Genomic DNA, 22,940 nt, shown 5'->3' with positions numbered 1-22,940 from the left:
ACAGCCCTGCGCAAAATTGACTCACAGGTTTACAATTGCCGCTCCTGATCAGGAGTATCCCTGTGCTGACTCATCTCGATTCCCAAGGTCGCGCCCATATGGTCGACGTCACCGACAAAGCCGTGACGTTCCGCGAAGCCGTGGCCGAAGCGCGGGTGCGCATGTTGCCCGAGACCCTGAAAATGATTGTCGACGGCGCCCACCCCAAGGGCGACGTGTTTGCCGTGGCCCGTATTGCCGGGATCCAGGCGGCAAAAAAAACCAGTGATCTGATTCCGCTGTGCCACCCGCTGATGCTCACCGGCGTCAAGGTCGAGCTGCGCGCCGATGGTGTGGACGCTGTGCATATCCTCGCGCGCTGCAAACTCAGCGGCCAGACCGGCGTGGAGATGGAAGCCCTCACCGCCGCCAGCGTCGCGGCGCTGACGATCTACGACATGTGCAAAGCCGTGGACCGTGGCATGACCATCGAAAGTATTCGCCTGCTGGAAAAGCTCGGCGGCAAAAGCGGGCATTTCAAGGCGGACCAGGCATGAGCATCAACGTATTGTTTTTTGCGCGCTACGCCGAAGCGGTGGGCTTTGATTCGCTGGAGATGGAAGGCGATTTCGCCACGGTTGATACGGTGCGTCTGGCGCTGGCGGCAGACCCTGAGTTTGCAGTGCTCAACGAACCCAGCCTGATGTGTGCGCGCAACGAAGAGCTGTGTTCGCTGGACGAGCCGCTCGTCGATGGCGATGAGGTCGCGTTTTTCCCGCCCGTGACCGGAGGTTGAGCATGGCTATTCGCGTACAGGCCGAGGCGTTTGACCCAGGTGCTGAGGTCAACGCGATGCACGCGGCCAATGTCGGCGTGGGCGCGGTGGTGAGTTTTGTCGGCTATGTGCGCGACTTCAATGATGGGCGCGAGGTGTCGGGGATGTTCCTTGAGCACTACCCCGGCATGACCGAAAAGGCCCTGACCCAGATCGCTACCGAAGCCGAACAGCGTTGGCCGTTGCTCAAGCTTGAGGTGCTGCACCGTATCGGCGTGCTGGAACCGGGTGAGCCGATTGTTTTTGTCGCGGCGGCCAGCGCCCATCGTCAAGCCGCGTTCGATGCCTGTGCGTTTGTGATGGACTACCTGAAGACCCGTGCGCCGTTCTGGAAGAAAGAAAACACGCCTGAAGGCCCGCGCTGGGTGGAAGGGCGGGGCAGCGATCATGCGGCGGCGGATCGCTGGAAATAAACCGCTGACTAAATGTGTGTGGAGATGCAAATGTGGGAGCGGGCTTGCTCGCGAAAGCGGTGTCTCAGTCAGTACATTTTTAACTGACAGACCGCATTCGCGAGCAAGCCCGCTCCCACATTTTTAATCGCATTCCAGCTTACGGGCGTTTGCGCTCCACAGCCCGCAGCAAGTGCGTCGGCGGCGTCTCACAGCTGATCTTGCGCCCCAGCAGCGTCTCGATCGACGGCAACTGATACGAGTCATCTTCGCCCGCAAAGCTGATCGATACACCTGCCGCGCCCGCACGGCCGGTGCGGCCAATGCGGTGCACGTAGTCGTCCGGTACTTCCGGCAGGGTGAAGTTGATCACGTGGCTGATGCCGTCAATGTGAATCCCGCGTCCGGCCACGTCGGTGGCCACCAGCACGCGAATCTTGCCCTCGCGAAAACCTTCCAGCGTCTTGATGCGCTTGTGCTGCGGCACATCGCCCGACAGTTGCGCAGCGTTGACGCCATCGCGCACCAGGCGTTCTTCGATGCGGCGCACTTCATCCTTGCGGTTGGCAAAGACCATCACGCGCTCCCAACCGTTGTCGTTGATCAGGTTGTAAAGCAGCTTGTACTTGTCGGCGCTGGCCACCGCGTAAATGTGCTGTTCGACGTTTTCGCTGGCGACGTTCAGCGCTTCGATCTCGACGATGGACGGGTCGGTGGTCCACTGCTTGGCAAGGTTCATCACGTCTTCGGTAAAGGTCGCGGAGAACAGCAGGGTTTGGCGCTCGTTTTTCTGCGGGGTCTGGCGAATGATCTGACGCACTTGTGGGATGAAGCCCATGTCGAGCATGCGGTCGGCTTCGTCCAGCACCATTACTTCGACCATGTCCAAATGCACGTCGCCGCGCTGGTTAAAGTCGAGCAGGCGGCCCGGGGTGGCCACCAGGATGTCGCAGTGACGGGCTTCAAGGTGCTTGAGCTGCTTGTCGAAGTCCATGCCGCCCACAAACGTCATGACGTTGAGGCCGGTGTACTTGGTCAGGTCGGCGGCGTCCTTGGCGATCTGCACCACCAGCTCGCGAGTCGGGGCGATGATCAGTGCACGCGGCTCGCCCATGTAGCGTTCTTTGGGCGGTGGCGTTTGCAGCAACTGGGTGATGATCGAGATCAGGAACGCGGCGGTCTTGCCGGTGCCGGTCTGGGCGCGGCCGATGGCGTCTTTGCCTGCCAGGGTAAAGCCCAGCACCTGCGCCTGAATCGGCGTGCAGTATGGGAAACCCAGGTCCTGGATAGCGTGCATCAGTTCCGGGGCCAGTTTGAAATCGTGGAAGCGGGTTTTGCCTTCTTGGGGCTCGACGACGAAATCTTCGAGTTTCCACGGCGTCACGGGCGGTTTTGGTGCGCGCTCGCGGCGGGGCGCTTTCGGCGCAGGAGCAGGCGCGGCCTCGGCAGTTTTTTCCAGGTCAGGCGGGGTCACCGGTGGTTTCTTCGGTGCGGCGACAGGTGCGGTCCGCTCGGGCTGTTTACCGTCATTGCGGTTGCCGGGCTTGGGGACAGGAGCACTGGGAACTGGCGCGAGCGGCTCAGCCTCGCTTTTGCCGAACATCTTCTTAAGTGCTTTGAGCACGGTCATCTCATTAATTGATTAAGGAATGTACGCCGGCCAGTGTAATGCAAGAATCGGGCGCGGCGTAGTGCGTTGGTCACACGGCTACATAATGGGTGGTTTTCAGCCCAGGCGCGCGGCCAACCAGGCACCTATGTCGTGGATCTCTTGAGGTAACACTTCGTGACCCATTGGGTATTCCTGCCATGTCACGGTGACACCACGGCTCTTTAAATGCTCATAGGCGCTACGGCCCATGGCGTTCTGCACTACGTCATCGTATTGGCCGTGCAGGCACAGGGCGCGAATACGCTGTTGGCTGGCGGAAAGTTCCAGCTCATCGCCGAAGGTCGGCGCATAGGTGGAGAGGGCGATAACGCCACCCAGTGGTCCCTGCCATTTAAGGAAGGCGGTGTGGAACACCACGGCGCCACCTTGGGAGAAACCGGCGAGGAAAATCCGCGAGGCGTCTATTCCGGTTCTCTTCTGATCTTCGATCAAGTCCGTGAGCATTTTGGCGGACACTTCCAGCTCTTCCAGGCTGATTGAGCGGGCTGGGCTCATGGCTTTGATGTCGTACCAGCTGGGCATCTCGTAACCGCCATTAATGGTCACCGGACGTGTCGGTGCCTGGGGCAACACAAAGCGTGTGGACAGCAAGTTTTCCTGCAGCGCTTCGGCCACCGGCAGGAAGTCGTAGCGATCGGCACCCAGGCCATGCAACCAGATGACGCAGGCGTCTGCGGGCTTGGCGGGCTGAAGAATCAGGGGTTCGGTCATGTCTGCTCCATATATGTGCGTGCGCTCCGATTGGGTGCGTCGGAGCGGTGCGCGACAGGTTGATCTGTTAAGAGAATGTCGCAAAGTTGAAAGTTTTTCTATTGACCATGGGCTTAAACAACTCAGCAACCACTCTGGTACGGGGCTTGCTACGTGTAGGTCGATGTCAGAACTATCCTAGGACGGTAACACTATCAGTGACTGCCGCTCGTGGGATAGCGACTGGAATTACTGCGACAACTTCATGCCGCTTGACCCTAAAAAAAGCCAACACGGGTCGATATCGCCTCATAAGGGTGCGCTGAGGTTCTAGCTCCGACACAACAAGAGCAAAACTGGAGGTTTGAATGAAGGTATTGAAGTCCACCCTGGCCATTGTGACCGCGGCCGCTGTACTGGGTGTCAGTGGTTTCGCCCAAGCTGGCGCCACTCTGGACGCCGTGCAGAAGAAAGGCTTTGTGCAATGTGGCGTGAGTGACGGCTTGCCGGGTTTCTCGGTGCCGGATGCCACAGGCAAGATCCTCGGGATCGACGCTGACGTGTGCCGCGCTGTGGCAGCCGCCATATTCGGTGACGCAACCAAAGTCAAATTTAGCCAGTTGAACGCCAAGGAGCGTTTCACCGCGCTTCAGTCCGGCGAAATCGACATCCTGTCACGCAACACCACCATGACCAGCTCTCGCGATGCGGGCATGGGCCTGAAATTCCCAGGCTTCATCACCTACTACGACGGCGTTGGCTTTCTGGTTAACAACAAGCTGGGCGTGAAAAGTGCCAAGGAACTGGACGGTGCAACCATCTGCATCCAGGCCGGTACCACCACCGAGCTGAACGTTTCCGACTACTTCCGCGCCAACAACCTCAAATACACCCCGATCACCTTCGACACCTCCGATGAAAGCGCCAAGTCGCTGGAATCCGGCCGTTGCGACGTGCTGACTTCCGACAAGTCCCAGCTCTACGCACAGCGCAGCAAGTTGGCCTCGCCGAAAGACTACGTGGTGCTGCCGGAAACCATTTCCAAAGAACCGCTGGGCCCGGTCGTGCGTAACGGCGACGACGAGTGGCTGGCCATCGTGCGCTGGGTGGGCTACGCCATGCTCAACGCTGAAGAAGCCGGTATCACCTCCAAAAACGTCGAAGAACAAGCCAAATCCACCAAGAACCCGGACGTTGCCCGTCTGCTCGGTGCTGACGGCGAATACGGCAAAGACTTGAAAGTGAAAAAAGACTGGGTCGTACAGATCGTCAAGCAAGTCGGTAACTACGGTGAAGTGTTCGAGCGCAACCTGGGCAAGAACACTCCGCTGGAAATCGACCGTGGCCTGAACGCGCTGTGGACTAACGGCGGCATTCAGTACGCACCCCCTGTACGCTGATCGTTGATGGTTCTATCACCCGGTGGGCCAACCACCGGGTGATGTTCTGTTCCATTATTTACGGGGCACTTCATGCAAAATCAAATCGGCGCACCCAAGCAGAAGCTCAGCTTCAGCGATCCCAAAGTGCGTGCGTGGCTCTTCCAGATCATCACGATTGTGGCGGTGATCTCGCTGGGCTGGTACCTCTTCGACAATACCCAGACCAACCTTCAGCACCGGGGCATCACCTCGGGTTTTGACTTTCTTGAGCGCAGTGCCGGCTTCGGCATCGCGCAGCACTTGATCGACTACACCGAATCGGACAGTTATGCCCGCGTCTTTGTGATCGGCCTGCTCAATACGTTGCTGGTGACGGTGATCGGCGTGGTCCTGGCGACCCTGCTCGGCTTCATCATTGGCGTGGCGCGGCTGTCCCCGAACTGGATGATCAACAAGCTGGCGACGGTGTATGTGGAAGTGTTCCGCAACATCCCGCCGCTGCTGCAGATCCTGTTCTGGTACTTCGCGGTGTTCCTGACCATGCCGGGGCCGCGCAACAGCCATAACTTCGGCGACACCTTCTTTGTCAGCAGCCGTGGACTGAATATGCCGGCCGCGCTGGCCGCTGACGGGTTCTGGCCGTTTATGGTCAGTATGGTGGTGGCCATTGTGGCAATCGTGTTGATGGCGCGTTGGGCCAACAAACGCTTCGAAGCGACCGGCGTACCCTTCCACAAATTCTGGGTGGGGCTTGCGCTGCTTGTCGTCATCCCGGCGTTGTGTGCCTTGATCTTCGGCGCGCCGCTGCGCTGGGAAATGCCCCGACTGCAAGGCTTCAACTTTGTTGATGGCTGGGTATTGATCCCTGAACTGCTGGCGCTGACCCTGGCGCTTACCGTCTACACAGCCGCCTTTATTGCCGAGATCGTGCGTTCGGGCATTATGTCTGTCAGCCACGGCCAGACCGAAGCCGCACGTTCCTTGGGCCTGCGCCCTGGGCCGACACTGCGCAAGGTCATCATCCCGCAGGCTCTGCGGGTGATCATTCCGCCGCTGACCAGCCAGTACCTGAACCTGGCGAAAAACTCGTCGTTGGCCGCCGGTATCGGTTATCCGGAAATGGTTTCACTGTTTGCTGGCACGGTGCTCAACCAGACCGGCCAGGCTATCGAGGTCATTGCCATCACCATGAGCGTGTACCTGGCGATCAGCATCAGCATTTCCCTGCTGATGAACTGGTACAACAAGCGCATTGCGCTGATCGAGCGGTGAGGAAACCAGCATGACTACGCATACGTTTAAACCTGACATGCCGCCGCCGAATAAAGTCTTCGGGCCGATGGCTTGGATGCGCGCCAACCTGTTCTCCAGTTGGCTTAATACCCTGCTGACGTTGTTTGCGTTTTACCTGATCTATCTGGTCGTGCCGCCTATTTTGCACTGGGCGATCCTGGACGCCAATTGGGTCGGCACAACGCGCGCCGATTGCACCAAGGAGGGCGCCTGCTGGGTGTTTATCCAACAGCGCTTCGGGCAGTTCATGTACGGCTACTACCCGGGCGATCTGCGCTGGCGTGTAGACCTGACCGTGTGGCTGGCCATCGTCGGCGTGGCACCGTTGTTCATCTCGCGCTTTCAACGCAAGGCGATCTACGGGCTGAGCTTTCTGGTGCTATACCCGATCATCGCCTACTTCCTGCTGCACGGCGGCATCTTCGGCCTGACCAACGTGCCCACCAACCGGTGGGGCGGCTTGATGCTGACGCTGGTCATCGCCACTGTCGGCATTGCCGGCGCCTTGCCGTTGGGCATTGTGCTGGCCTTGGGGCGGCGTTCGAACATGCCGGCGATTCGTGTGATCTGCGTGACCTTCATCGAATTCTGGCGCGGCGTGCCGTTGATCACGGTGCTGTTCATGTCCTCGGTGATGCTGCCGTTGTTCCTGCCCGAAGGCATGGGCATCGACAAGCTGCTGCGGGCGCTGATCGGCGTGATCCTGTTCCAGTCGGCCTACGTGGCTGAAGTGGTGCGCGGTGGCTTGCAGGCGATTCCTAAAGGTCAGTACGAAGCGGCTGCGGCGATGGGGCTGGGTTACTGGCGCAGCACGGGCCTGGTGATTCTGCCGCAAGCCCTGAAGCTGGTGATTCCGGGGCTCGTCAACACGGTTATTGCGCTGTTCAAGGACACGAGCCTGGTGATCATCATCGGCCTGTTCGACCTGCTCAACAGCGTCAAGCAAGCCGCCGCCGACCCTAAATGGTTGGGCATGGCCACTGAAGGCTACGTGTTCGCCGCCTTGGTGTTCTGGATTTTCTGTTTTGGTATGTCGCGCTATTCCGTTCATTTGGAACGTAAGCTCGACACAGGCCACAAGCGTTAGGAGTTGTTGTTATGAGCGAAGCGATCAAACAGCCTGTGAGCCCTGAAGGCATTATCCAGATGCAGGGCGTGAACAAGTGGTATGGCCAGTTCCACGTGTTGAAAGACATCAACCTCAACGTCAAGCAGGGCGAGCGCATCGTGCTGTGCGGCCCGTCGGGTTCGGGCAAGTCCACCACCATCCGCTGCCTTAACCGTTTGGAGGAGCATCAGCAGGGCCGCATCGTGGTCGATGGCGTGGAACTGACCAACGACCTCAAGCAGATCGAAGCGATCCGTCGTGAAGTCGGCATGGTGTTCCAGCACTTCAACTTGTTCCCGCATCTGACCATCCTGCAGAACTGCACGCTGGCGCCGATGTGGGTACGCAAGATGCCCAAGCGCAAGGCCGAAGAAATTGCCATGCATTATCTTGAGCGCGTGCGCATTCCGGAGCAGGCCCACAAGTTCCCGGGGCAACTGTCCGGCGGCCAGCAACAGCGCGTGGCGATTGCCCGTGCGCTGTGCATGAAGCCGAAAATCATGCTGTTCGATGAGCCGACCTCGGCGCTGGACCCGGAAATGGTGAAAGAGGTTCTGGACACCATGATCGGCCTGGCCGAAGACGGCATGACCATGTTGTGCGTGACCCACGAAATGGGCTTCGCCCGCACCGTGGCCAACCGCGTGATCTTCATGGACAAAGGTGAGATCGTCGAACAGGCGGCACCGAATGACTTCTTCGACAACCCGCAGAATGAGCGGACCCAGTTGTTCTTGAGTCAAATCTTGCATTGATCAATGCTTGAAACGGTAAACCCGGCCTGGTGCCGGGTTTATTTTTTGGGGCTAGGAAGTCTTTAGCGCCTTATGCGCTGTGTTCAAGGTATGAGTGAACCCGCGCATGTCTGCGCCCTCGGTCAATGCCTTGGCATCGGTGAGCAAATGCGGGTAGCGATCCAATAACCGCATCAATAGCACTAAGGGTTTGGGGGGTAGAAGCTCACCGCGTTCGTAGCGTGAAAACGCGTTGTGGCCGCCGCCGGACAGCAATTGCACTGCTTCTTTTTGCGTAAGGTGCAGCTTGCGGCGTGTGCGTTTGATCTCGGTACCGATCATTTTTCGCGCGGCGTGGACCAGGTCGTCACCGGCCGCGCTATGCCGATCGGAGCTGTCAGGGTCGTGCATGCCGTCGCCGCACTGCTGGCATTCCCAGCCAGACAGGTTATCGACACGTCGCTCCATGCCTTTGACACGAAGGGTTTCGCTGCGGTTTTCGAAACGCGTCATGGCGTCGGGCGCACCGCAGATGAAGCAATCTTGAGTGTTCATGAGCTCTTCTTCTTGAAGGAGATCACTGGAGGGTTACCGGCTGAGCAGTAAGTGACCTTGATGTAAATCTCCAGACCGTGGGAGTTGATGTGGTACACGTCCTGCCAGACACGATGATTGGCATACGTGGTTATCGACTTGTACAACATCCTGTTCTGTAACTGGAAAACGACCTCTTGCATCTCGTGGAGGTCGAGCCCGAGATGCCAGCCTGTTTCCTTTGCTGCAAGCGTAAATGCCCGCTTTCCAAGCCGCCTCACATCAGCCTTTATCACCGCCAGATCGTAATGAGGTGTGTACTTTTCCATAAGACACCTGAGTCCAATAATTACCCTCTGAGGGTAATTTTACCAATCGAAAATTTAGTTCCTTTTATCGCTTCAAAACCCTAGTGCGTTGCCTTTGTAGGTGGCTCCGAATAGGCTGTAGGAAAATTCATCCTATGATTGGACGAAAGTGCAAAACCCATGACAGACATCGCCCCCCTGATCAAACGCTCGCTGGTCGACCAGGCCCTGGAGCAGTTGCGCCGGCGCATCACTGAAGGCAAATGGGCCGTCGGCGAGCGCCTGCCCACCGAGCCCGAGCTCTCTGCCGAACTGGGCATCAGCCGCAACACCGTGCGCGAAGCCATGCGTGTATTAGCTTTTTCCGGCTTGATCGAGGTCCGTCAGGGCGACGGCAGTTACCTGCGCTCGATGACCGACCCGTTGGGCGCGATGCGCGCGTTGTCCCACTGCACCTTGGAGCAGGCGCAGGAGACCCGGCAGATTCTGGAAGTGGAGGCCATCGGGCTCGCGGCGCTGCGTCGCACAGATGAAGACCTGAAAAATTTACGCCAAGCCTTAAGCGTCAGCGCCGCGCTGTACCACGGTGACCTGGAGGCCTATATCAGTGCCGACCTGGTGTTCCACAAGCACTTGGTGGATGCCGCGCACAACCCGGCCTTAAGCGAGCTGTACCACTATTTCTCCGCCATCGTCGGCGCCCAGTTGCGCCAGACCCTGACCCTCTCACCGCGTCGCCAGGCCGTGTTCGACCTGCATATCGCCCTGCTCGACGCCGTGGAGCATCAAGACCCGGAACGTGCCAAATCCCTCTGCCGGCAGTTGATCAATGAACCTTGAAGTCAAAAGCACCACCGAACTCAAAGCGCTGCTGATTGACGCTGAAGTCGACGACGACGTGGTGCAGCACACACCGCCGGTTGTCATGCGGCCGTGGCTGTTGCTGTTGGGCTTGATATTGGTGGCGCTGAACCTGCGCCCGGCGCTGTCGAGCCTGTCGCCATTGCTGGCCGAAGTCTCACAAAGCCTGGGGCTGTCAGCCGCCAAAGCCGGTCTGCTGACCACCTTGCCGGTGTTGTGCCTGGGGCTGTTTGCGCCGATGGCACCGATCCTGGCGCGGCGCTTCGGCGCCGAGCGGGTGGTACTGGGGATTTTGCTGACGTTGGCGGCCGGGATCATTCTGCGCAGCTCCTTCGGCGAGGTCGGTCTGTTCGCCGGCAGCCTGATCGCCGGTGCGAGCATCGGCATCATCGGCGTGTTGCTGCCGGGCATCGTCAAGCGTGACTTCGCCAAACACGCCGGCACCATGACGGGCGTCTACACCATGGCGCTGTGCCTGGGCGCCGCGTTGGCGGCCGGCTCGACGGTGCCCCTGAGCAAGTATTTTGGCGACAGCTGGACCTTCGGCCTGGGCTTCTGGATCCTGCCGGCGCTGGCGGCGGCGCTGTTCTGGTTGCCGCAAGTGGGGCACAAACACGGCGCGCATCAAGTTGCCTACCGCGTGAAAGGTTTGCTGCGTGACCCACTGGCCTGGCAGGTGACCTTGTACATGGGCCTGCAGTCCTCACTGGCCTACATCGTGTTTGGTTGGTTGCCTTCTATTCTGATTGGCCGCGGTCTCACAGCGACCGAGGCGGGGCTGGTGCTGTCCGGTTCAGTGATCGTGCAATTGGCCAGTTCCCTCGCCGCGCCCTGGCTGGCTACGCGTGGCAAGGACCAACGCCTGGCCATCGTGGTGGTGATGTTGCTGACCCTTGGCGGCCTGTTCGGTTGCTTGTATGCCCCACTTGATGGCTTGTGGGGTTGGGCGATCCTGCTGGGTCTGGGCCAGGGCGGCACCTTTAGCCTGGCGCTGACCTTGATCGTGCTGCGCTCGCGCGATTCCCACGTGGCGGCGAACCTGTCGAGCATGGCCCAGGGCATTGGTTACACCCTGGCCTCCATGGGCCCGTTCGCGGTCGGCCTGGTGCATGACTGGACCGGCGGCTGGAACGCCGTGGGCTGGATCTTCGCAGTGATCGGGCTGGGCGCGATCATCGCCGGGCTCGGTGCCGGGCGTGCGTTGTATGTGCAGGTCACCAGCGAAAAACTCCAGGGCTAGAGGTAGACCACTTCCAACGTGGCGGAGCCGTCCATGGGCGTCTCCACACTCAGGTCCAGGTTCTGCTTGGCGTTGATCACCGCTTCCAATGTCAGGGTGCTGGTCAGGTTCTTGATCGCCGACGGTCCGGCGGTGCTGCCGACCACATCGGTAAAGCCCAGTAAACTCTTGGAGCCGATGTCGATGGGCTGGGTGTTGGATGTGCGCCACGCTACGCCGCCGGTGGTCGATTCGGTGCCGTAGGTCACCGGCAAGGCATCGGCCACCGTTTGCTTAGGATCGAACTTCACCGAGTACACACCGAGCTTGTTGCCCGCGCTGTCCAGCCCCAGCCCGTAATAGATCTCGCTGTTGACATGGGCGGTGCCGTCGCGGTTATCGCGCATGCGCAAGGCGTAACGGCCAGGGGCATTGCAACTGACGGTCAGCGTCAGCGATTTAAGCGGCAACCGGGTGCCGGTGGTCTGGTTGAGGTCCTTCTGAGAGATCTTGCCGAAGTCGATCAACCCGCCAGCGGACAACACAGGCGTGCAGGCCATGGGCGTGATCAGCCCACCCACGGTGAGCTCGGCGGTGGACGCGGCGTGGGCCGCAGACAGGCTGGTCAGCCACACGCCGGCGGTTAAAGCGCTCAACAAGATTTTCATGATTCAGTTCCTATAAGTACTTCATGGTCAGGGTCACGGAACCCTCAATGGGCATCTGTTCTGTCAGCGGCAGCGTGCTGGCAGCGGCGATGGTCGGCGTGATCTGCAGGTCTGCGTTCAATTGTTGTATCGGTGTCGGCGTCAGCCCCGTGGGCACGGAAGTAAACGACGTGAGGAAGGCGTTCGACAGCAGGCTTGTCGGGGCCCAACCAGAGGACGTGGTTGAGCCGAGGGGATACACACCGCCATTGGACACGCTGGGCTCGCAGGCACTGGGCGTGATCAACCCGCAGACCCTCAGGTCAACGGTGGAGGCTGCTTGGGCCGCAAAACCTGTGGCCAGGCATGCCCGGGGGGGCAAAGCCATCAGAAACGGTTTCATGGTGTGAGCCTATAAATAATAAATGTCGAGAGTGCCCGAGCCATCCAGCCGCACCTCGCTGCTCAAATCCAGCGAGCCAAGGGGCGCAATCACCGCTTCCAGGCTCAGCGTGGCATTGAGGTTTTGAATGGCACTGGGGCCGCTGGTGCTGCCGGATGCAGCGCCAAAACCCAGGTAGCGGTTAGCGCCGACGGCAACGATGCCTGTGCTGGCGCTACTCCAGGGCCCCTGGTCGGTGGCGGAGTGGGTTTGAAAGACTTGGGCGAAGTTGTCGGCGGTGAGGCGATCCGTGTCGAACAACAGCCGATAGCGGCCGATTTTCTGTTGGCGAGCGTCCAGGCCTAATCCATAAGTGCTTTCATCGGCGACGCCGGTCGCCGAACCCTGGCGGTTGTCCTGCATGCGAACGGCGAAGGCGGTCGGCCCATCGCAGGTCACACTGAGCGACAAGGTGCGTGGGGCCTGAGGGGTGTCTTTGTCCAGATTCAGGTCGCTGACCGATAGCTTGCCAAACTCCACATGGCCACCGTTGGACAGGATGGGCGTACACGCCGCCGGCGCAAAGCGCGCTTGCAGGCGCAGTTCCCGCGAGCGCCCGGCAGTGACGGCGTCGAACAGCCCAGCGACCTCCCAGGTCACGGCATCGCGCACCCGCGCGGCGTCTTCGCGGGCCCAGGCACTGGCGTCGATCTGCAATGACAAGTTGCGCCCGGTCATCGGCATGCCTGCGCGCATCGGCACGAGGCCGTGGTCCGCTTGCCACGCCAGATGCGTGCTGACAGCGGAGGGCGGCTGCCCCTGGCCTGCGATCACACCCAGCTCCACCGCCTGGCCGTCCAGCAGCGCTTCGCTGACCCGCAGGCCGTAGCTGCCGCGCTCGGTAAAGCGAAAACGCTCGGCCCCGGCGCCCGGTGCGCGATAAAACAGGCTCATGTCGGTGGGCTGCGGGCAGTTCAGCGTCAGGCTGATACGCCGTTCCCCCAGCAAGCGCTCAGGCGCGGGGACTAACGCCACGGCGCGGTTCATCAGGCCAAAGTCCAGTTGCGCCTGGCTGAGGTTGAGCTGGCACTCTTCGGCGGCCCAGGCATTCGCGCTCAGCAGCACAAAAGCCAAGGGGTATAACGCGTGTTTCAGGCCCATGGTGGACATCCTCATGGCTGGCGGCACCGGGCCGGTGCGGTTTCAAAATACACGTCGGGATCGGCGTGTTTGGGCAGTTCAAAGTCCAGTCGGCAACGTGGCTGCCCCGGTGCCTTGACCCACAGAGCGCGTGGGGCAATCACGTCAGGCAGGAACACTTGGCTGCCTTCCTGCACCAGGGTGATGAACTCGCCGTCGGCGCTGCTCACGGTGGCGCCCCGTGGCAACGGCTGGCCGCTGTCGGTGGTCACGTTCAACAGGGCGCGACGGGTGAGGGCGACGCCGAAGTGCACCTTGTCGACTGCACCGCGTCCGGCGGCGATCACGGCCAGGCCGTTGTGGATATCAGCATTGCGCGGCAGTGAGCGCGTTTGCACTTCCACCGGGCTTGGGCCATAGGCGCTGAGTTGCGGCACCACCGCCTGACCTTGCCAGTCGGTCCATACCGGGCCGCTTGGGGTGCTGACTTTGATCCCGGCCATGTCGCCCACTGACATCACGGCAAACGTGTCGCGCACCGGGTATGGCGAGAAGGTCAGGCCGTCCTCATGTAACACCACGCCACCGCGGGCGCCGCCTTGATAGCTGGCACGCTCCTCGTCACTGCGGGTGTAGTTGAAGTCCAGCTGGCTGTACCACGGCAACGCCGATACGCCGACCGACGACTCCACTTCACGGTCACGGCTGTCGCGTTCCACGCCTACCCGGTAGCTCAGTTGATCGTTGAGTTGTTCGCTCACGCCCGCACCGAGGCGGTGCTCACCCCCGGTATTGTGTACCCAGGCGCGCCCACGCCGGCTTTCACCCAGCGGCACACTGATGTTCAGGTAAATACTGTCGTCGTTCTGCTGGCGGCCGCCCACTTGCCATTCGGCACTGGCCGACACCGACACCTGGCCAAAACTGGTGCCCCACGATGCCAGCGCGCGGCTGCTGCTTTCACCGTCATACGAGGCGGTGCGCGCGACCCCGGCGCTGAACGCACCCAACGCCGGGTGCGCCCAGGACGCGGTAAAACTTTGCTGGTCGCGGTAACGCGTGCGCTGTTGCTCTTGGCTATTGCCGACGTAGGTTGAATCCTCAAGGTCGCGGTAACCCTGGGAGCGCCACGAGCCTGCGGTGCTTACGGCCCAGCTGTCACTTAGGCGCTGGGACCAGGACAGGTCGGTTTGCACGCCGCGCTCCGTCCCCTCACGCTTGGGGGTGGCCTGGGCTGCCTGTGCGGTGAACTGCAGTTGGCTGTCCTGCCAAGTTAACCAGCCCAGGCTGGCACCCGCCGAGCGATAGGCATCCGCCACCAGCCCGCCAGCGCTGACGCTGAGTTGCGGGTGCACTGGGCCGCTCCAGCCCGCACTGATCACCCAAGGCTCCTGGGCGTCGCTGGTGCCGATTTGGCGCATGCGCCCAGCCGCCACCGAATAGCCCGGCGCGGGCAGGCCCAGGCCGAGCATGGCGGCGGGCACGGTAAAGCGGCGTTCTTCGCCGGTGGTTTCCTTGACCGTGACCTCCACGTCGGAGCGGCTGTTCAAGCGGCGCACATCGGCCAGGGCAAACGGCCCGGCGGGCACTACGGTGGAGTGGATCAACGCGCCGTTCTGACGAATTTCCACCTGGGCCGGGCTGTTGGCGATGCCGGTGATGGTCGCGCCCTGGTTCTGGTCTTGCAACGCGGTTTCGGTCAGCACCTGGGCGCCGGTGATCTGCGTGCCAGCCAGCACTGGGTTGTAGAGGCTGATTTGCCCGGCCTGCAACACCGCCTGCTGCTCGGCAAAAGTGCGCTGGGCGTAGGCGTCCAGGTGAGTGGTGCGCGAACTACTGTCCTGCCAGGTCTTGACCTGCCGGCTGCGCACGATCCAGTCGCCAGCGTTGAAGCCGACTTCGGTGTTGGCCGAGCCGAAGCGGCTGCTGTTATCGCCAAATTCGTTGTACAGGCCGGTCAGGTCGTAGTTGAGCAGCAGGGCTTTGCCGCCGGTCTGGTAGCCGGAGATATCCTGCTGGGCCGGGCGCAGGGCGTCGGTCGGCACCACCAGCGCCAGGCTCAGACCGGCCGGGTCTTGCTCGATCACGGTTTGCGGGTAGCGTTCGATAAAGCGATGGCAGGTGGTCGTTTTGTCGTCATCGGGCAAAATCAGGTTGCCCGCATCCAGCAGGGCACGGCTGAAACAGAGGCCGCCCTGGCGGTCGAACGCCACGTCCACGCGGCCACGGCGCTGGCCGTTGATACTCAGGTTGAGCGCATGCCGGCCCGGTGCAAAACGCGGGGCTTGCAGCAGTTGGTTGGCCAGTTCCGGGTCGATACCACGCCGGGAAAGGGTCTGGGGGTCGAAAGAGCCGGCGAGCAGGTCGCTCGCCAGTGGCGCGCCGAACGGCAGTGCGCCGCCCAGGGTCAATGCCAGACTCGTCAGTATTCTGCGTGCGTGGCGCGGTGAAACGCCAGGCACGGCTCTGCCGTCGCTGTCAGTCATGCTGTGCTCACAAGGTCGTACTCAAATATTGGGTGGCTTTGGCGGGCCACTCTTTTTTATAAGGTGATGGGTGCTTCGTAAGGTGCCACGGCAAAGCCATACACTGTGGCCGGTTGCAGCTGCACGCGGTTGGCGCCGGTGCCTGTGGCGGTCACGCTCAGGGTTTCACCCGGCAGCACATAAGTGCGCGGCAACAGGGCCGAACCGCTGCCGGGCAGCAGCCGCAGTTCCTGGGCCAGGCGCACCACGTAAGGGGGCGGGTTGTGCACGCTCAATTGCGCCTGGCTCAAGCGCCACTCCAGCCCGGTCCAGGGCGTGCGATTGGGGGCCAGGCCCTTGGGGTGCAGGATCACCGGCAGGTTCTGGCGCACCGTCACGCCCACCTGTGCATGCCCAGCCTGGGCCGCCGAACGGCCTTGGGGCAGGCCTTCGAAGGTCACCCGTTTCAAACGTTGGGTAGTCAACGGCTCTGGCGATTGCAAGATGAAGCGGATCAACTGGCTCTTGTCGGGTTCGACTCTGGCCAAGGGCGGGGTCACAAACAGCAGCGTCGCCGTGTCTTCGGGAATGTCTTCAAGGGTGACGTGCAGCAGGGCCAGCTTACCGTCGGTGTTGGTCACGGTGACTGAGGCCTCGCCATCGGCCTCGTTGACGATCACCACCGAGGTGTCGGGCACCATGCCGTCGGCCAACACCACGGCAGGGCTGCCGATCGCCAGCGCCAGCGCGCCGAGGTAGAGACCTGTGAGGCGAACGCAGATGAATATCCGGGTCAAAAAGGGTAGGGCAGTCATGGCTACAAATACCTCAGATCAAGCATGATTGAACCGTCCAGCGGCACTTCCTGCTTGAGGGTCAAATAGGTGGCGGCATTGATGGACGTGTTGATTTGCAGAGTGGCGTTCACCACGCGATAGGGTTCCGGCACCAGCGTGCCCGGGCTGGCGAAGCCCATGTAGTTGTTCGGGTAGGCCGTGGGTTCGGGGAACCACGTCTCACCCTGGTTGCTGGAGGCCAGCACCCGTAGGGGCTGGTTGTCGGCCGTAACCTCGCCAATGGTCAGGGACACAATGCCCAGCCGCTCGAGGGGCGCGTGGGTATTGGTGCCCAGGCCGTAATAAAAACCTGGCCCCAAGGAGGAGTCGGCGCGATTGTCCATGCCCACCAGTACAAACAGCACCGGCTGGTTGCAGCTCACCTCCAGGCCCAGCTCTTGAGTGGGCAGGTCTTTGAGCTCGTACTGGTTGAGCGTGTGCGCCGGCACCTTGCCGTGGTCGACGATGCCGTTGGCCGATAGCGTCGTGGTGCAGGCACTGGGCGTTATCAAGCCGGTAACGCTCAACTCGGTGCTGGACGCCGCCAATACCAGCGAGCTGGCGCCGAGCACGTAAAGCAGGGCAAGAAGGCCTGAAGAGATGGGCTTCATGAGGAAGGTTCACCGGTTGCCTTGTTCATGGTTTGTGTACAGGGCAAGGGCAGGCGTGAAGGCCTGCCCTTGTTCGATGCGCATGGAATTACAGGTAGCGCACGATAAGGGTCACCGAGCCGTCGATGACGACCTCGTTGGTGAGGGTCAGCCCGCTGGTTTTGGCGATAAAGGGCATGACGTGAAGGTCCGCAGTCCATTGCTGGACCGCAATGGGCGCATTCACACCGGTTGCGGCTGGCGCGAGGATGTTGTCGCGCATCAGTTGGCGCTCGGAGCTCCAGTTGGCGCCATTGTCGTAGGAACCGATGGTGCTGATCGATGCACCATTGGAAAGCGGGTTAAACAGTTTGAGTTCCATACCGCCGAGTTTTTCCGTGCCATTGATCATGCCCAGGCCAAATTCCAGGAAGTCGTTGTTGGAGTCAGAGCCTTCGCGGTTGTCCTTGGCCTCCATGGCCACCAGGGTCTGGGCGTCACAATCGAGGGTAAATTGCAGGATTTGGATAGGCAGAGAGGTCGACTTGTCGGCATTCAAATCCTTGGCCGAAACCTTGCCGTAATCCACGACCCCGCCGTTGGTCAGCCCCGGGACGCAGGCGCTCGGGACAATCAGGCCCTTGACTGTCAGGTCGATGCTGGAGGCGGCAAAGGCAGTGCTGGCAGCCACAAACATCAGGCTGCCGATCAGGGTGTTGAGGGACTTACTCATGGTGTTACTCCTAATGAAGAACGGAAGAAAAAGCGCAATTACCAGTACTTGAGTTGCAGCGTGGCCTGACCGTCGATAGGCACTTCATCAAGCAGGGTCAGGTCGCGGGCCGGCACGATAATGGTGAATGCGCGCAGCCTCGCCCGGAGGTCTTTGATGGCGACGGGGGTGTTCGGCCCCCCCGTCACCGCGAACGACGTCAGTGCCTCATGCCCCAAGTAGGGCGATAAGCTCCAGCTGGCGCCGCCGTTGCGCGAGACGATCACGTTGACTGCGGTTTCATCCGCAATCGGATCGAATAACGTGAAGGCGACACTCCCCAGTTTCTCGTCTTCAGGAGTGGTCCCCAGGCCGTGATGCGCCGGGTTGATAGCCGAGGTGCCGGCGCGATTGTCCGAGGTAGTCAGGGTGAAAAGTGTCTCGCCGTCGCAATGCACTTCAAATTGCATTTCAGCGGGGTCCAGCAACGTGGGTTTCGTCTGTTGCAGGTCCTTGACGGCCATCTTTCCATGGTCGATCACGCCGTCATTGGTCAGGTGTGGGGTACAGGCATTGGGGGTAATGATCCCAGTGACACTCAAGTCGGCATGACTGGCCGCGAGTGCGCCGGGGGCGCAGGCAGCCAGCAGAAAGGCAAGAGCGGCGGGGTGGAATTTCTCCATGGGCACAGGTCCTTGTGAGCGATGCAGTAAAGCCGCAGGGTTACAGGTAGCGCACTTGCAGGGTGGCGGAGCCGAGGATCGGTATCTCGTTGGTCAGGTCCATCCCCGCTGTGGGGGAGATGAGGGTTTGCACATTGAGCTCTGACGTTACGTTCTGGACTGGCGTGGGGGCCCAGTTGCCTGTTGATCGATCGCCAAAAGACGCGAGGAAGGAGATTGGCAAGACGTCACCCAGGTAGTTTTCCGTCCAGGTGCGCCCGTTATCGCCCGACTCAAGCAGGGAAATCGCCGCGCCGTTGTTCGTTGCATTGCGGAACGCCAGGGTATACCCGCCCAGTTTTTTACCGCTGACCAGGCCCAGGCCATAGGCGTTGTATGAGTCATAAGCGTTGCCGCGGTTATCGACGCCTTGCAGGGCCAACAGGGTCGGGGCATCACAGGTGAGCGTCATTTGCAGGAGACTCTCGCCGAGGAACGTGTAGCTGTCCTGCTTCAGATCCTTGGCCGAGACTTTTCCGTAGTCGATTACGTTGCTCGAAAGACCGGGCGTGCAGGCGCTGGGTGTTATCAGGCCCTTGACGGTCAGGTCTGCGCTACTGGCAGCAAAAACCGTTGAGGCGCTGGTGAGCAACAGAGCGGTGCTTAACAGGGCGAAGAGGTTATTCATTTCAGTAGGTTCCAGTACGGGCCGGCTTATCGCGTAATGCCGTATCGGCGCGCGCAGTCAGACGTCGACTCATGTTTTCGAGGGCTGTTCAGGGAGGGCATAGACCGCCCCTGGCAAGAGTGGGCAGTAATCTAGCGACAGGTTCGCGTTGGCGACATGCAACAATTACGACAATGCTGCGAGTGAGGGAAAAGGGACTTACTTGTGTCGGAATAATTGACTGCGAATGTAGGTAAATAATCAGTTTCGTACTTGTTGTATCGCCAGCACGGCCTTCAAGCGCTATTTTTTTGTCGCGATGACAGTCATATGAATGTCATAAGACGCTGCAAAGTGCCTCGCCTTTGACTGTCGCGTCAGCGCTGCTCAGCCCTTTTCCGGGACTGCCAGCGCTGCATTACCGACAACTTCAACGAGGTGAGCGAGAGTGCTTTCGAGCGATACCTCTTCACAGCAGGTCCCTTTCCATTTTTCCCCCCCCGATCACTGGCGCCAAATGGCCGTATTGGTGGCTGAAGATCATTCGGCCTATCGAGCGCTGTTGGGCTGGCTTCTGGAAAAACTCGGACTCGGCCACGAAGTGGTCGGTGATGGTTGTGAAGGCTTGGCGGCGATCACCCGCAGACGCTTCGACTTGGTGATCAGCGACTGTCAAATGCCGCTGATGGACGGCTATGCCCTGGCCCGTGCCATACGCCTTCATGAGCAGCAAAACGGCTATCGACGGGTTCCGATCATCGCGCTTACCGCCAACCTGCGGGCTGATGATCCCCAGCGCTGCCGTGATGCCGGAATGGATGCGTGGCTGGTCAAACCGCTGACGTTTGCGCAGTTGTGCGATGTGTTGGGGCGTTGGCTGCCGGGTCCGCCATGCGGCGTCTCGCCACCTGCTCCCGGGGGCTCAGGGGCCTGGCCGACCCGAGCGGACCTGATCCAGACGTTCGGCAGCGAACATGTGGTGAACCAGATGCTCGACAGCCTGTTGCGCGAAGCCCGCAAGGACTGTGCGGCGCTGGCATATGCGCGCCTTACATCGAACGCACAAGTCGTGCAGGAGCGGCTGCACCGTTTGTTGGGAAGCCTGGCGTTTTTAGGTTGCGATGAACTGGAGATGCAGGGCGGTTTGCTGATTGAACGGGTCCGCGCCGATGGTATGGGGTCGAGCCTGTGCCGCTTGAAGACGTTTGAGCATGACCTCAAACTTTACTTCGCGTACGTGAGTACGATATGACGCTTCGATTTGTAGGAATTTATTCTTTTGTATTGTAGTTTTTAGATGTGAGTACTTTCCTTTTATTTTGTAGGTTTTATGGCGTCTGCTATCTGGCATTGGGCGCGGCTAAAAAGTGCTTCTGTTTGGCGGTTGTTGAGGAGCGACGGCGGGGGTATTTTGCGCGGATTCAATTTGCCATCATCCGTGGGTAGCTATGCTTCGAGTAATTATTGCTGACGATCATCCCATCGTGCGTATCGGGCAGAGAGTGGTGATTGAGGCGGGCGGTAGATGCAAAGTGGTCGGTGAGGCCAGTGGCCCCGATGAACTGCTTAGTCTATTGGCTAAGGTCCCCTGCGACTTGCTCATCACTGACTTCGCCATGCCTGGCGGGCAGCAGGCCGACGGCTACGGTTTGCTGAGCCTGTTAAGTCGCCAGTACCCGGGGTTGCCGGTGATTCTGGTCACGATGTTTGCCAATATCGCCACCTTGCGTGCTTCTTTTGCCCATGGCGCTCGAGCCATCGTGGCCAAAAATGCCTCGGCCAAGGAGTTGCCCCAGGCGATCAAGGCCGTGTGTGCCGGCCAGAGCTTCGCCAGTGAATCCCTGCGCGAGCAACTGGTGGAAGCTGGCGGGGGCGACCAGTCGCAACAGCCGCAGTTGTCCGGCAAGGAGCGTGAGGTGGTGCGCATGCTCGCCAGTGGCCTGACCGTCAGCCAGATTGCGGCACGGGTCAACCGCAGCATTTCCACCATCAGCAAACAAAAAAGCACGGCCATGCAACGGCTCTGTATTTCGACGGATGTGGACTTGTTTGCCTATGCGCGTGCCGCTGGAATGGTGCCGTAGAAAGTTGCCGTTTTAGGACGGCGCTCAATTAAATGGCGCGTCGTTGGAATTCGTATTATGTGTATTAACACTGAACGAGTTATTCATTAAGTTGTGAGGGTCGCCACGGCTATTGATGGGGGCGGCATAACATTCCTAGTCTATTTAGTTGAGTCGAACTTACAGCTTGGCAGTGCGTCCCTGCGCGCGTGTTGATTTTGTTAATTATCGACCGAAAGTGAGCATTGATATGCAACCGTCTCGTGTACTTATAACCGCTGCCTGTTGGCTGGTCGGTGTTTCCAATGCAATCGCCGCGTCCAGCGTGGACCTCAGTGTCGTCGGCGTGATCACGCCGTCGGCTTGTACGCCAACCTTGTCCAATAATGGCGTAGTGGATCACGGGAAAGTCTCGTTCCAGGACTTCCCCGCGTCGGGGGAGAAAGAACTGCCAGACGCTAGGCTGAATTTGAGAGTTGACTGCAGTGGGCCGATGCTGATGGCCGTTAATATTACGGATAACCGCGCCGGTACCGCGACGTCTCCGTATCAGTCGGGGGATAAGTCACATTTTGGTTTGAACGTGGCCAGCGGCGGTCAAAAGATCGGCCGGTACCGACTGCAAATGGCCAATGCTACCGCCGACGATCAACCCGCAGAATTGATCGAATCCTGGGATGGTAATGAGTGGATGTATGCCACCAATACGGTCTGGCAGCCAGGCTTCAGACGCACCGCCAAAGACCCGAGTAGCGCAGCCCCCACGCCCTTGGCAATGACGACCTTCAAAACGGATGTAATAGTGAGCACCACCCTCGCGCACAAGAATTATCTGCCGATGGATGAAGAAGTACACGTAGACGGCAGCGCCACCCTGGAGGTCAAGTATATGTAACCCTGCCGGGTATCACCCAAGGTCATGGCTTTCCCTCGCCGCGCGGACTATCGTTCAACACCTCTGACTATCGTGCGAAACCTGCCCATGAGTGATGCCCACAACGCCTTGATCACCGAATTCTACAGTGCTTTCCAGCGCCTGGACGCCGAAGCCATGGCCGCCTGCTACACCGACGACGTGCTGTTCAGTGACCCGGCGTTCGGCGAGCTGCGCGGGCGCGATGCCGGGGACATGTGGCGCATGCTGACCTCCCGTGCCAAGGACTTTTCGCTGACCTTCGACCATATACGCAGTGACGAAACCACCGGCAGCGCGCATTGGGTGGCGACTTACCTGTTCAGCGCCACCGGCAATACGGTGGTCAACGATATCGGCGCACGGTTTGTGTTTCGCGATGGCAAGATCTGCGAGCACCACGACCATTTCGATCTGTGGCGTTGGTCGCGCCAGGCCTTGGGCCTCAAAGGGCTGTTGCTGGGTTGGTCACCCGCGTTGAAAAACGCCGTGCGCGCCCAGGCACTCAAAGGCCTGAAGGCATTCCAGGTCGGTCGTTGATAAGATTGGCACTCCTCTGGTTTGCCGAATCGACCTGTGACTGACCTTCCTGACCCCAAACCCTGGTTTGTCTACCTGGTGCGCGCCGCCAATGGCTCGCTGTATTGCGGCATCAGTAACGACCCGGTGCGCCGCTTTGCTTCTCACCAAAGTGGCAAGGGCGCGCGGTTCTTCCTGTCCAGCCCCGCGGTGGCGCTGGTGTACACCGAGCAATGCGCGAGCAAAGGCGAGGCGCTGCGCCAGGAGCGGCTGATCAAGAAGCTGAAGAAGAGCGCCAAGGAGTGTCTGGCAGCGAGTGGTTCATTGATTTGACTGA

Annotated in this window: 27 protein-coding genes; 14 read left to right on the top strand and 13 right to left on the bottom strand. The window is 60.2% G+C overall.

The window, feature by feature from the left end; all coding sequences use genetic code 11:
* Positions 1 to 62: 62 nt before the first annotated feature.
* The 3 genes from moaC to moaE are packed head-to-tail and all read left to right on the top strand — an operon-like array spanning position 63 to position 1,227.
* Entirely contained in the window at positions 63 to 536 is a 474-nt protein-coding gene (moaC, locus tag E0F99_RS03645) for a cyclic pyranopterin monophosphate synthase MoaC (protein ID WP_017135207.1), read from the top strand.
* On the top strand, positions 533 to 775 hold the full coding sequence (moaD, locus tag E0F99_RS03640; RefSeq protein ID WP_083360040.1) for a molybdopterin converting factor subunit 1: 243 nt from the start codon (positions 533 to 535) through the stop codon (positions 773 to 775). Before moaC ends, moaD begins: the two co-directional genes overlap by 4 nt.
* Before the next feature lie 2 nt (positions 776 to 777).
* Positions 778 to 1,227, top strand: a complete 450-nt coding sequence (moaE, locus tag E0F99_RS03635; RefSeq protein ID WP_083360039.1) for a molybdopterin synthase catalytic subunit MoaE — start codon at positions 778 to 780, stop codon at positions 1,225 to 1,227.
* Between the two features lie 139 nt (positions 1,228 to 1,366).
* Here the strand turns inward: moaE and rhlB are convergent, their stop codons facing one another.
* Together rhlB and E0F99_RS03625 are read right to left on the bottom strand one after the other, a co-directional pair.
* Positions 1,367 to 2,836, bottom strand: coding sequence for an ATP-dependent RNA helicase RhlB (gene rhlB, locus E0F99_RS03630; protein WP_083360038.1), 1,470 nt, complete (start codon positions 2,834 to 2,836; stop codon positions 1,367 to 1,369).
* A gap of 96 nt (positions 2,837 to 2,932) precedes the next feature.
* The gene (locus E0F99_RS03625) at positions 2,933 to 3,589 is read right to left on the bottom strand and encodes an alpha/beta hydrolase (protein ID WP_083360037.1); all 657 of its coding nucleotides are present in this window, start codon (positions 3,587 to 3,589) and stop codon (positions 2,933 to 2,935) included.
* Positions 3,590 to 3,936: 347 nt separating this feature from the next.
* Here E0F99_RS03625 and E0F99_RS03620 point away from each other — a divergent pair, with 347 nt between their 5' ends.
* The 4 genes from E0F99_RS03620 (at position 3,937) to E0F99_RS03605 (ending at position 8,106) form a co-directional block, all read left to right on the top strand.
* Positions 3,937 to 4,968 carry an amino acid ABC transporter substrate-binding protein gene (locus tag E0F99_RS03620; RefSeq protein WP_083360036.1) on the top strand — a complete coding sequence of 344 codons (1,032 nt, stop codon included), beginning with the start codon at positions 3,937 to 3,939 and terminating at the stop codon, positions 4,966 to 4,968.
* A gap of 72 nt (positions 4,969 to 5,040) precedes the next feature.
* Positions 5,041 to 6,222 carry an amino acid ABC transporter permease gene (locus E0F99_RS03615; protein ID WP_083360035.1) on the top strand — a complete coding sequence of 394 codons (1,182 nt, stop codon included), beginning with the start codon at positions 5,041 to 5,043 and terminating at the stop codon, positions 6,220 to 6,222.
* A 10-nt stretch (positions 6,223 to 6,232) separates the two neighbouring features.
* Positions 6,233 to 7,330 (top strand): amino acid ABC transporter permease, encoded by a 1,098-nt coding sequence (locus E0F99_RS03610; protein WP_083360034.1) that lies wholly within the window; start codon positions 6,233 to 6,235, stop codon positions 7,328 to 7,330.
* A gap of 11 nt (positions 7,331 to 7,341) precedes the next feature.
* Entirely contained in the window at positions 7,342 to 8,106 is a 765-nt protein-coding gene (locus E0F99_RS03605) for an amino acid ABC transporter ATP-binding protein (RefSeq protein ID WP_083360033.1), read from the top strand.
* A gap of 51 nt (positions 8,107 to 8,157) precedes the next feature.
* On the opposite strand, the gene E0F99_RS03600 is transcribed toward E0F99_RS03605, so the two are convergent.
* Together E0F99_RS03600 and E0F99_RS03595 are read right to left on the bottom strand one after the other, a co-directional pair.
* Positions 8,158 to 8,640, bottom strand: a complete 483-nt coding sequence (locus E0F99_RS03600) for a type II toxin-antitoxin system MqsA family antitoxin (RefSeq protein ID WP_083360032.1) — start codon at positions 8,638 to 8,640, stop codon at positions 8,158 to 8,160.
* Positions 8,637 to 8,948 carry a type II toxin-antitoxin system MqsR family toxin gene (locus E0F99_RS03595; RefSeq protein ID WP_083360031.1) on the bottom strand — a complete coding sequence of 104 codons (312 nt, stop codon included), beginning with the start codon at positions 8,946 to 8,948 and terminating at the stop codon, positions 8,637 to 8,639. The genes E0F99_RS03600 and E0F99_RS03595 overlap by 4 nt, the downstream gene beginning before the upstream one ends.
* A 159-nt stretch (positions 8,949 to 9,107) precedes the next feature.
* Between E0F99_RS03595 and E0F99_RS03590 the strand changes: the two genes are divergently transcribed.
* Positions 9,108 to 9,767 carry a FadR/GntR family transcriptional regulator gene (locus E0F99_RS03590; RefSeq protein ID WP_083360030.1) on the top strand — a complete coding sequence of 220 codons (660 nt, stop codon included), beginning with the start codon at positions 9,108 to 9,110 and terminating at the stop codon, positions 9,765 to 9,767.
* Positions 9,757 to 11,028, top strand: coding sequence for a CynX/NimT family MFS transporter (locus E0F99_RS03585; protein WP_083360029.1), 1,272 nt, complete (start codon positions 9,757 to 9,759; stop codon positions 11,026 to 11,028). The genes E0F99_RS03590 and E0F99_RS03585 overlap by 11 nt, the downstream gene beginning before the upstream one ends.
* Here E0F99_RS03585 and E0F99_RS03580 read toward each other — a convergent pair.
* From E0F99_RS03580 to E0F99_RS03540, 9 genes are all read right to left on the bottom strand, one after another.
* On the bottom strand, positions 11,025 to 11,675 hold the full coding sequence (locus E0F99_RS03580) for a DUF1120 domain-containing protein (RefSeq protein WP_083360028.1): 651 nt from the start codon (positions 11,673 to 11,675) through the stop codon (positions 11,025 to 11,027). The two genes, E0F99_RS03585 and E0F99_RS03580, sit on opposite strands and share 4 nt — an antisense overlap.
* Positions 11,676 to 11,685: 10 nt before the next feature.
* A complete protein-coding gene (locus tag E0F99_RS03575; RefSeq protein ID WP_232000107.1) occupies positions 11,686 to 12,057 on the bottom strand; it encodes a DUF1120 domain-containing protein in 372 nt (123 codons plus the stop codon).
* 9 nt (positions 12,058 to 12,066) lie between these two features.
* Complete coding sequence (locus E0F99_RS03570; RefSeq protein ID WP_083360494.1) at positions 12,067 to 13,197, bottom strand: DUF1120 domain-containing protein; 1,131 nt, start codon at positions 13,195 to 13,197, stop codon at positions 12,067 to 12,069.
* Positions 13,198 to 13,208: 11 nt separating this feature from the next.
* Entirely contained in the window at positions 13,209 to 15,662 is a 2,454-nt protein-coding gene (locus E0F99_RS03565; protein WP_083360026.1) for a fimbria/pilus outer membrane usher protein, read from the bottom strand.
* Positions 15,663 to 15,718: 56 nt separating this feature from the next.
* Positions 15,719 to 16,456 (bottom strand): fimbria/pilus chaperone family protein, encoded by a 738-nt coding sequence (locus E0F99_RS03560; RefSeq protein ID WP_083360025.1) that lies wholly within the window; start codon positions 16,454 to 16,456, stop codon positions 15,719 to 15,721.
* Between the two features lie 2 nt (positions 16,457 to 16,458).
* A complete protein-coding gene (locus tag E0F99_RS03555) occupies positions 16,459 to 17,088 on the bottom strand; it encodes a DUF1120 domain-containing protein (protein ID WP_083360024.1) in 630 nt (209 codons plus the stop codon).
* Between the two features lie 88 nt (positions 17,089 to 17,176).
* Positions 17,177 to 17,800, bottom strand: a complete 624-nt coding sequence (locus E0F99_RS03550) for a DUF1120 domain-containing protein (protein WP_083360023.1) — start codon at positions 17,798 to 17,800, stop codon at positions 17,177 to 17,179.
* 38 nt (positions 17,801 to 17,838) lie between these two features.
* On the bottom strand, positions 17,839 to 18,462 hold the full coding sequence (locus tag E0F99_RS03545; protein ID WP_083360022.1) for a DUF1120 domain-containing protein: 624 nt from the start codon (positions 18,460 to 18,462) through the stop codon (positions 17,839 to 17,841).
* 40 nt (positions 18,463 to 18,502) lie between these two features.
* Positions 18,503 to 19,129: a DUF1120 domain-containing protein gene (locus tag E0F99_RS03540; RefSeq protein ID WP_083360021.1), complete on the bottom strand. Its 627-nt coding sequence runs from the start codon at positions 19,127 to 19,129 to the stop codon at positions 18,503 to 18,505.
* 496 nt (positions 19,130 to 19,625) lie between these two features.
* Between E0F99_RS03540 and E0F99_RS03535 the strand changes: the two genes are divergently transcribed.
* The 5 genes from E0F99_RS03535 to E0F99_RS03515 all read left to right on the top strand — a co-directional run bounded on the left by E0F99_RS03535 (position 19,626) and on the right by E0F99_RS03515 (position 22,936).
* Entirely contained in the window at positions 19,626 to 20,360 is a 735-nt protein-coding gene (locus E0F99_RS03535) for a response regulator (RefSeq protein ID WP_083360020.1), read from the top strand.
* A gap of 196 nt (positions 20,361 to 20,556) precedes the next feature.
* The gene (locus E0F99_RS03530; protein WP_083360019.1) at positions 20,557 to 21,192 is read left to right on the top strand and encodes a response regulator; all 636 of its coding nucleotides are present in this window, start codon (positions 20,557 to 20,559) and stop codon (positions 21,190 to 21,192) included.
* 229 nt (positions 21,193 to 21,421) lie between these two features.
* Positions 21,422 to 22,066, top strand: coding sequence for a DUF1120 domain-containing protein (locus E0F99_RS03525; RefSeq protein ID WP_083360018.1), 645 nt, complete (start codon positions 21,422 to 21,424; stop codon positions 22,064 to 22,066).
* 87 nt (positions 22,067 to 22,153) lie between these two features.
* Positions 22,154 to 22,624 (top strand): nuclear transport factor 2 family protein, encoded by a 471-nt coding sequence (locus E0F99_RS03520; protein WP_083360017.1) that lies wholly within the window; start codon positions 22,154 to 22,156, stop codon positions 22,622 to 22,624.
* Between the two features lie 36 nt (positions 22,625 to 22,660).
* A complete protein-coding gene (locus tag E0F99_RS03515) occupies positions 22,661 to 22,936 on the top strand; it encodes a GIY-YIG nuclease family protein (protein WP_083360016.1) in 276 nt (91 codons plus the stop codon).
* Positions 22,937 to 22,940: the final 4 nt, after the last annotated feature.

Origin of the sequence: Pseudomonas antarctica (assembly GCF_900624995.1) — a bacterium.
Classification (GTDB): domain Bacteria; phylum Pseudomonadota; class Gammaproteobacteria; order Pseudomonadales; family Pseudomonadaceae; genus Aquipseudomonas; species Aquipseudomonas antarctica.
The sequence above is the reverse complement of the archived record's forward strand: the minus strand, read 5'-3'. Positions and strand labels throughout refer to the sequence as shown.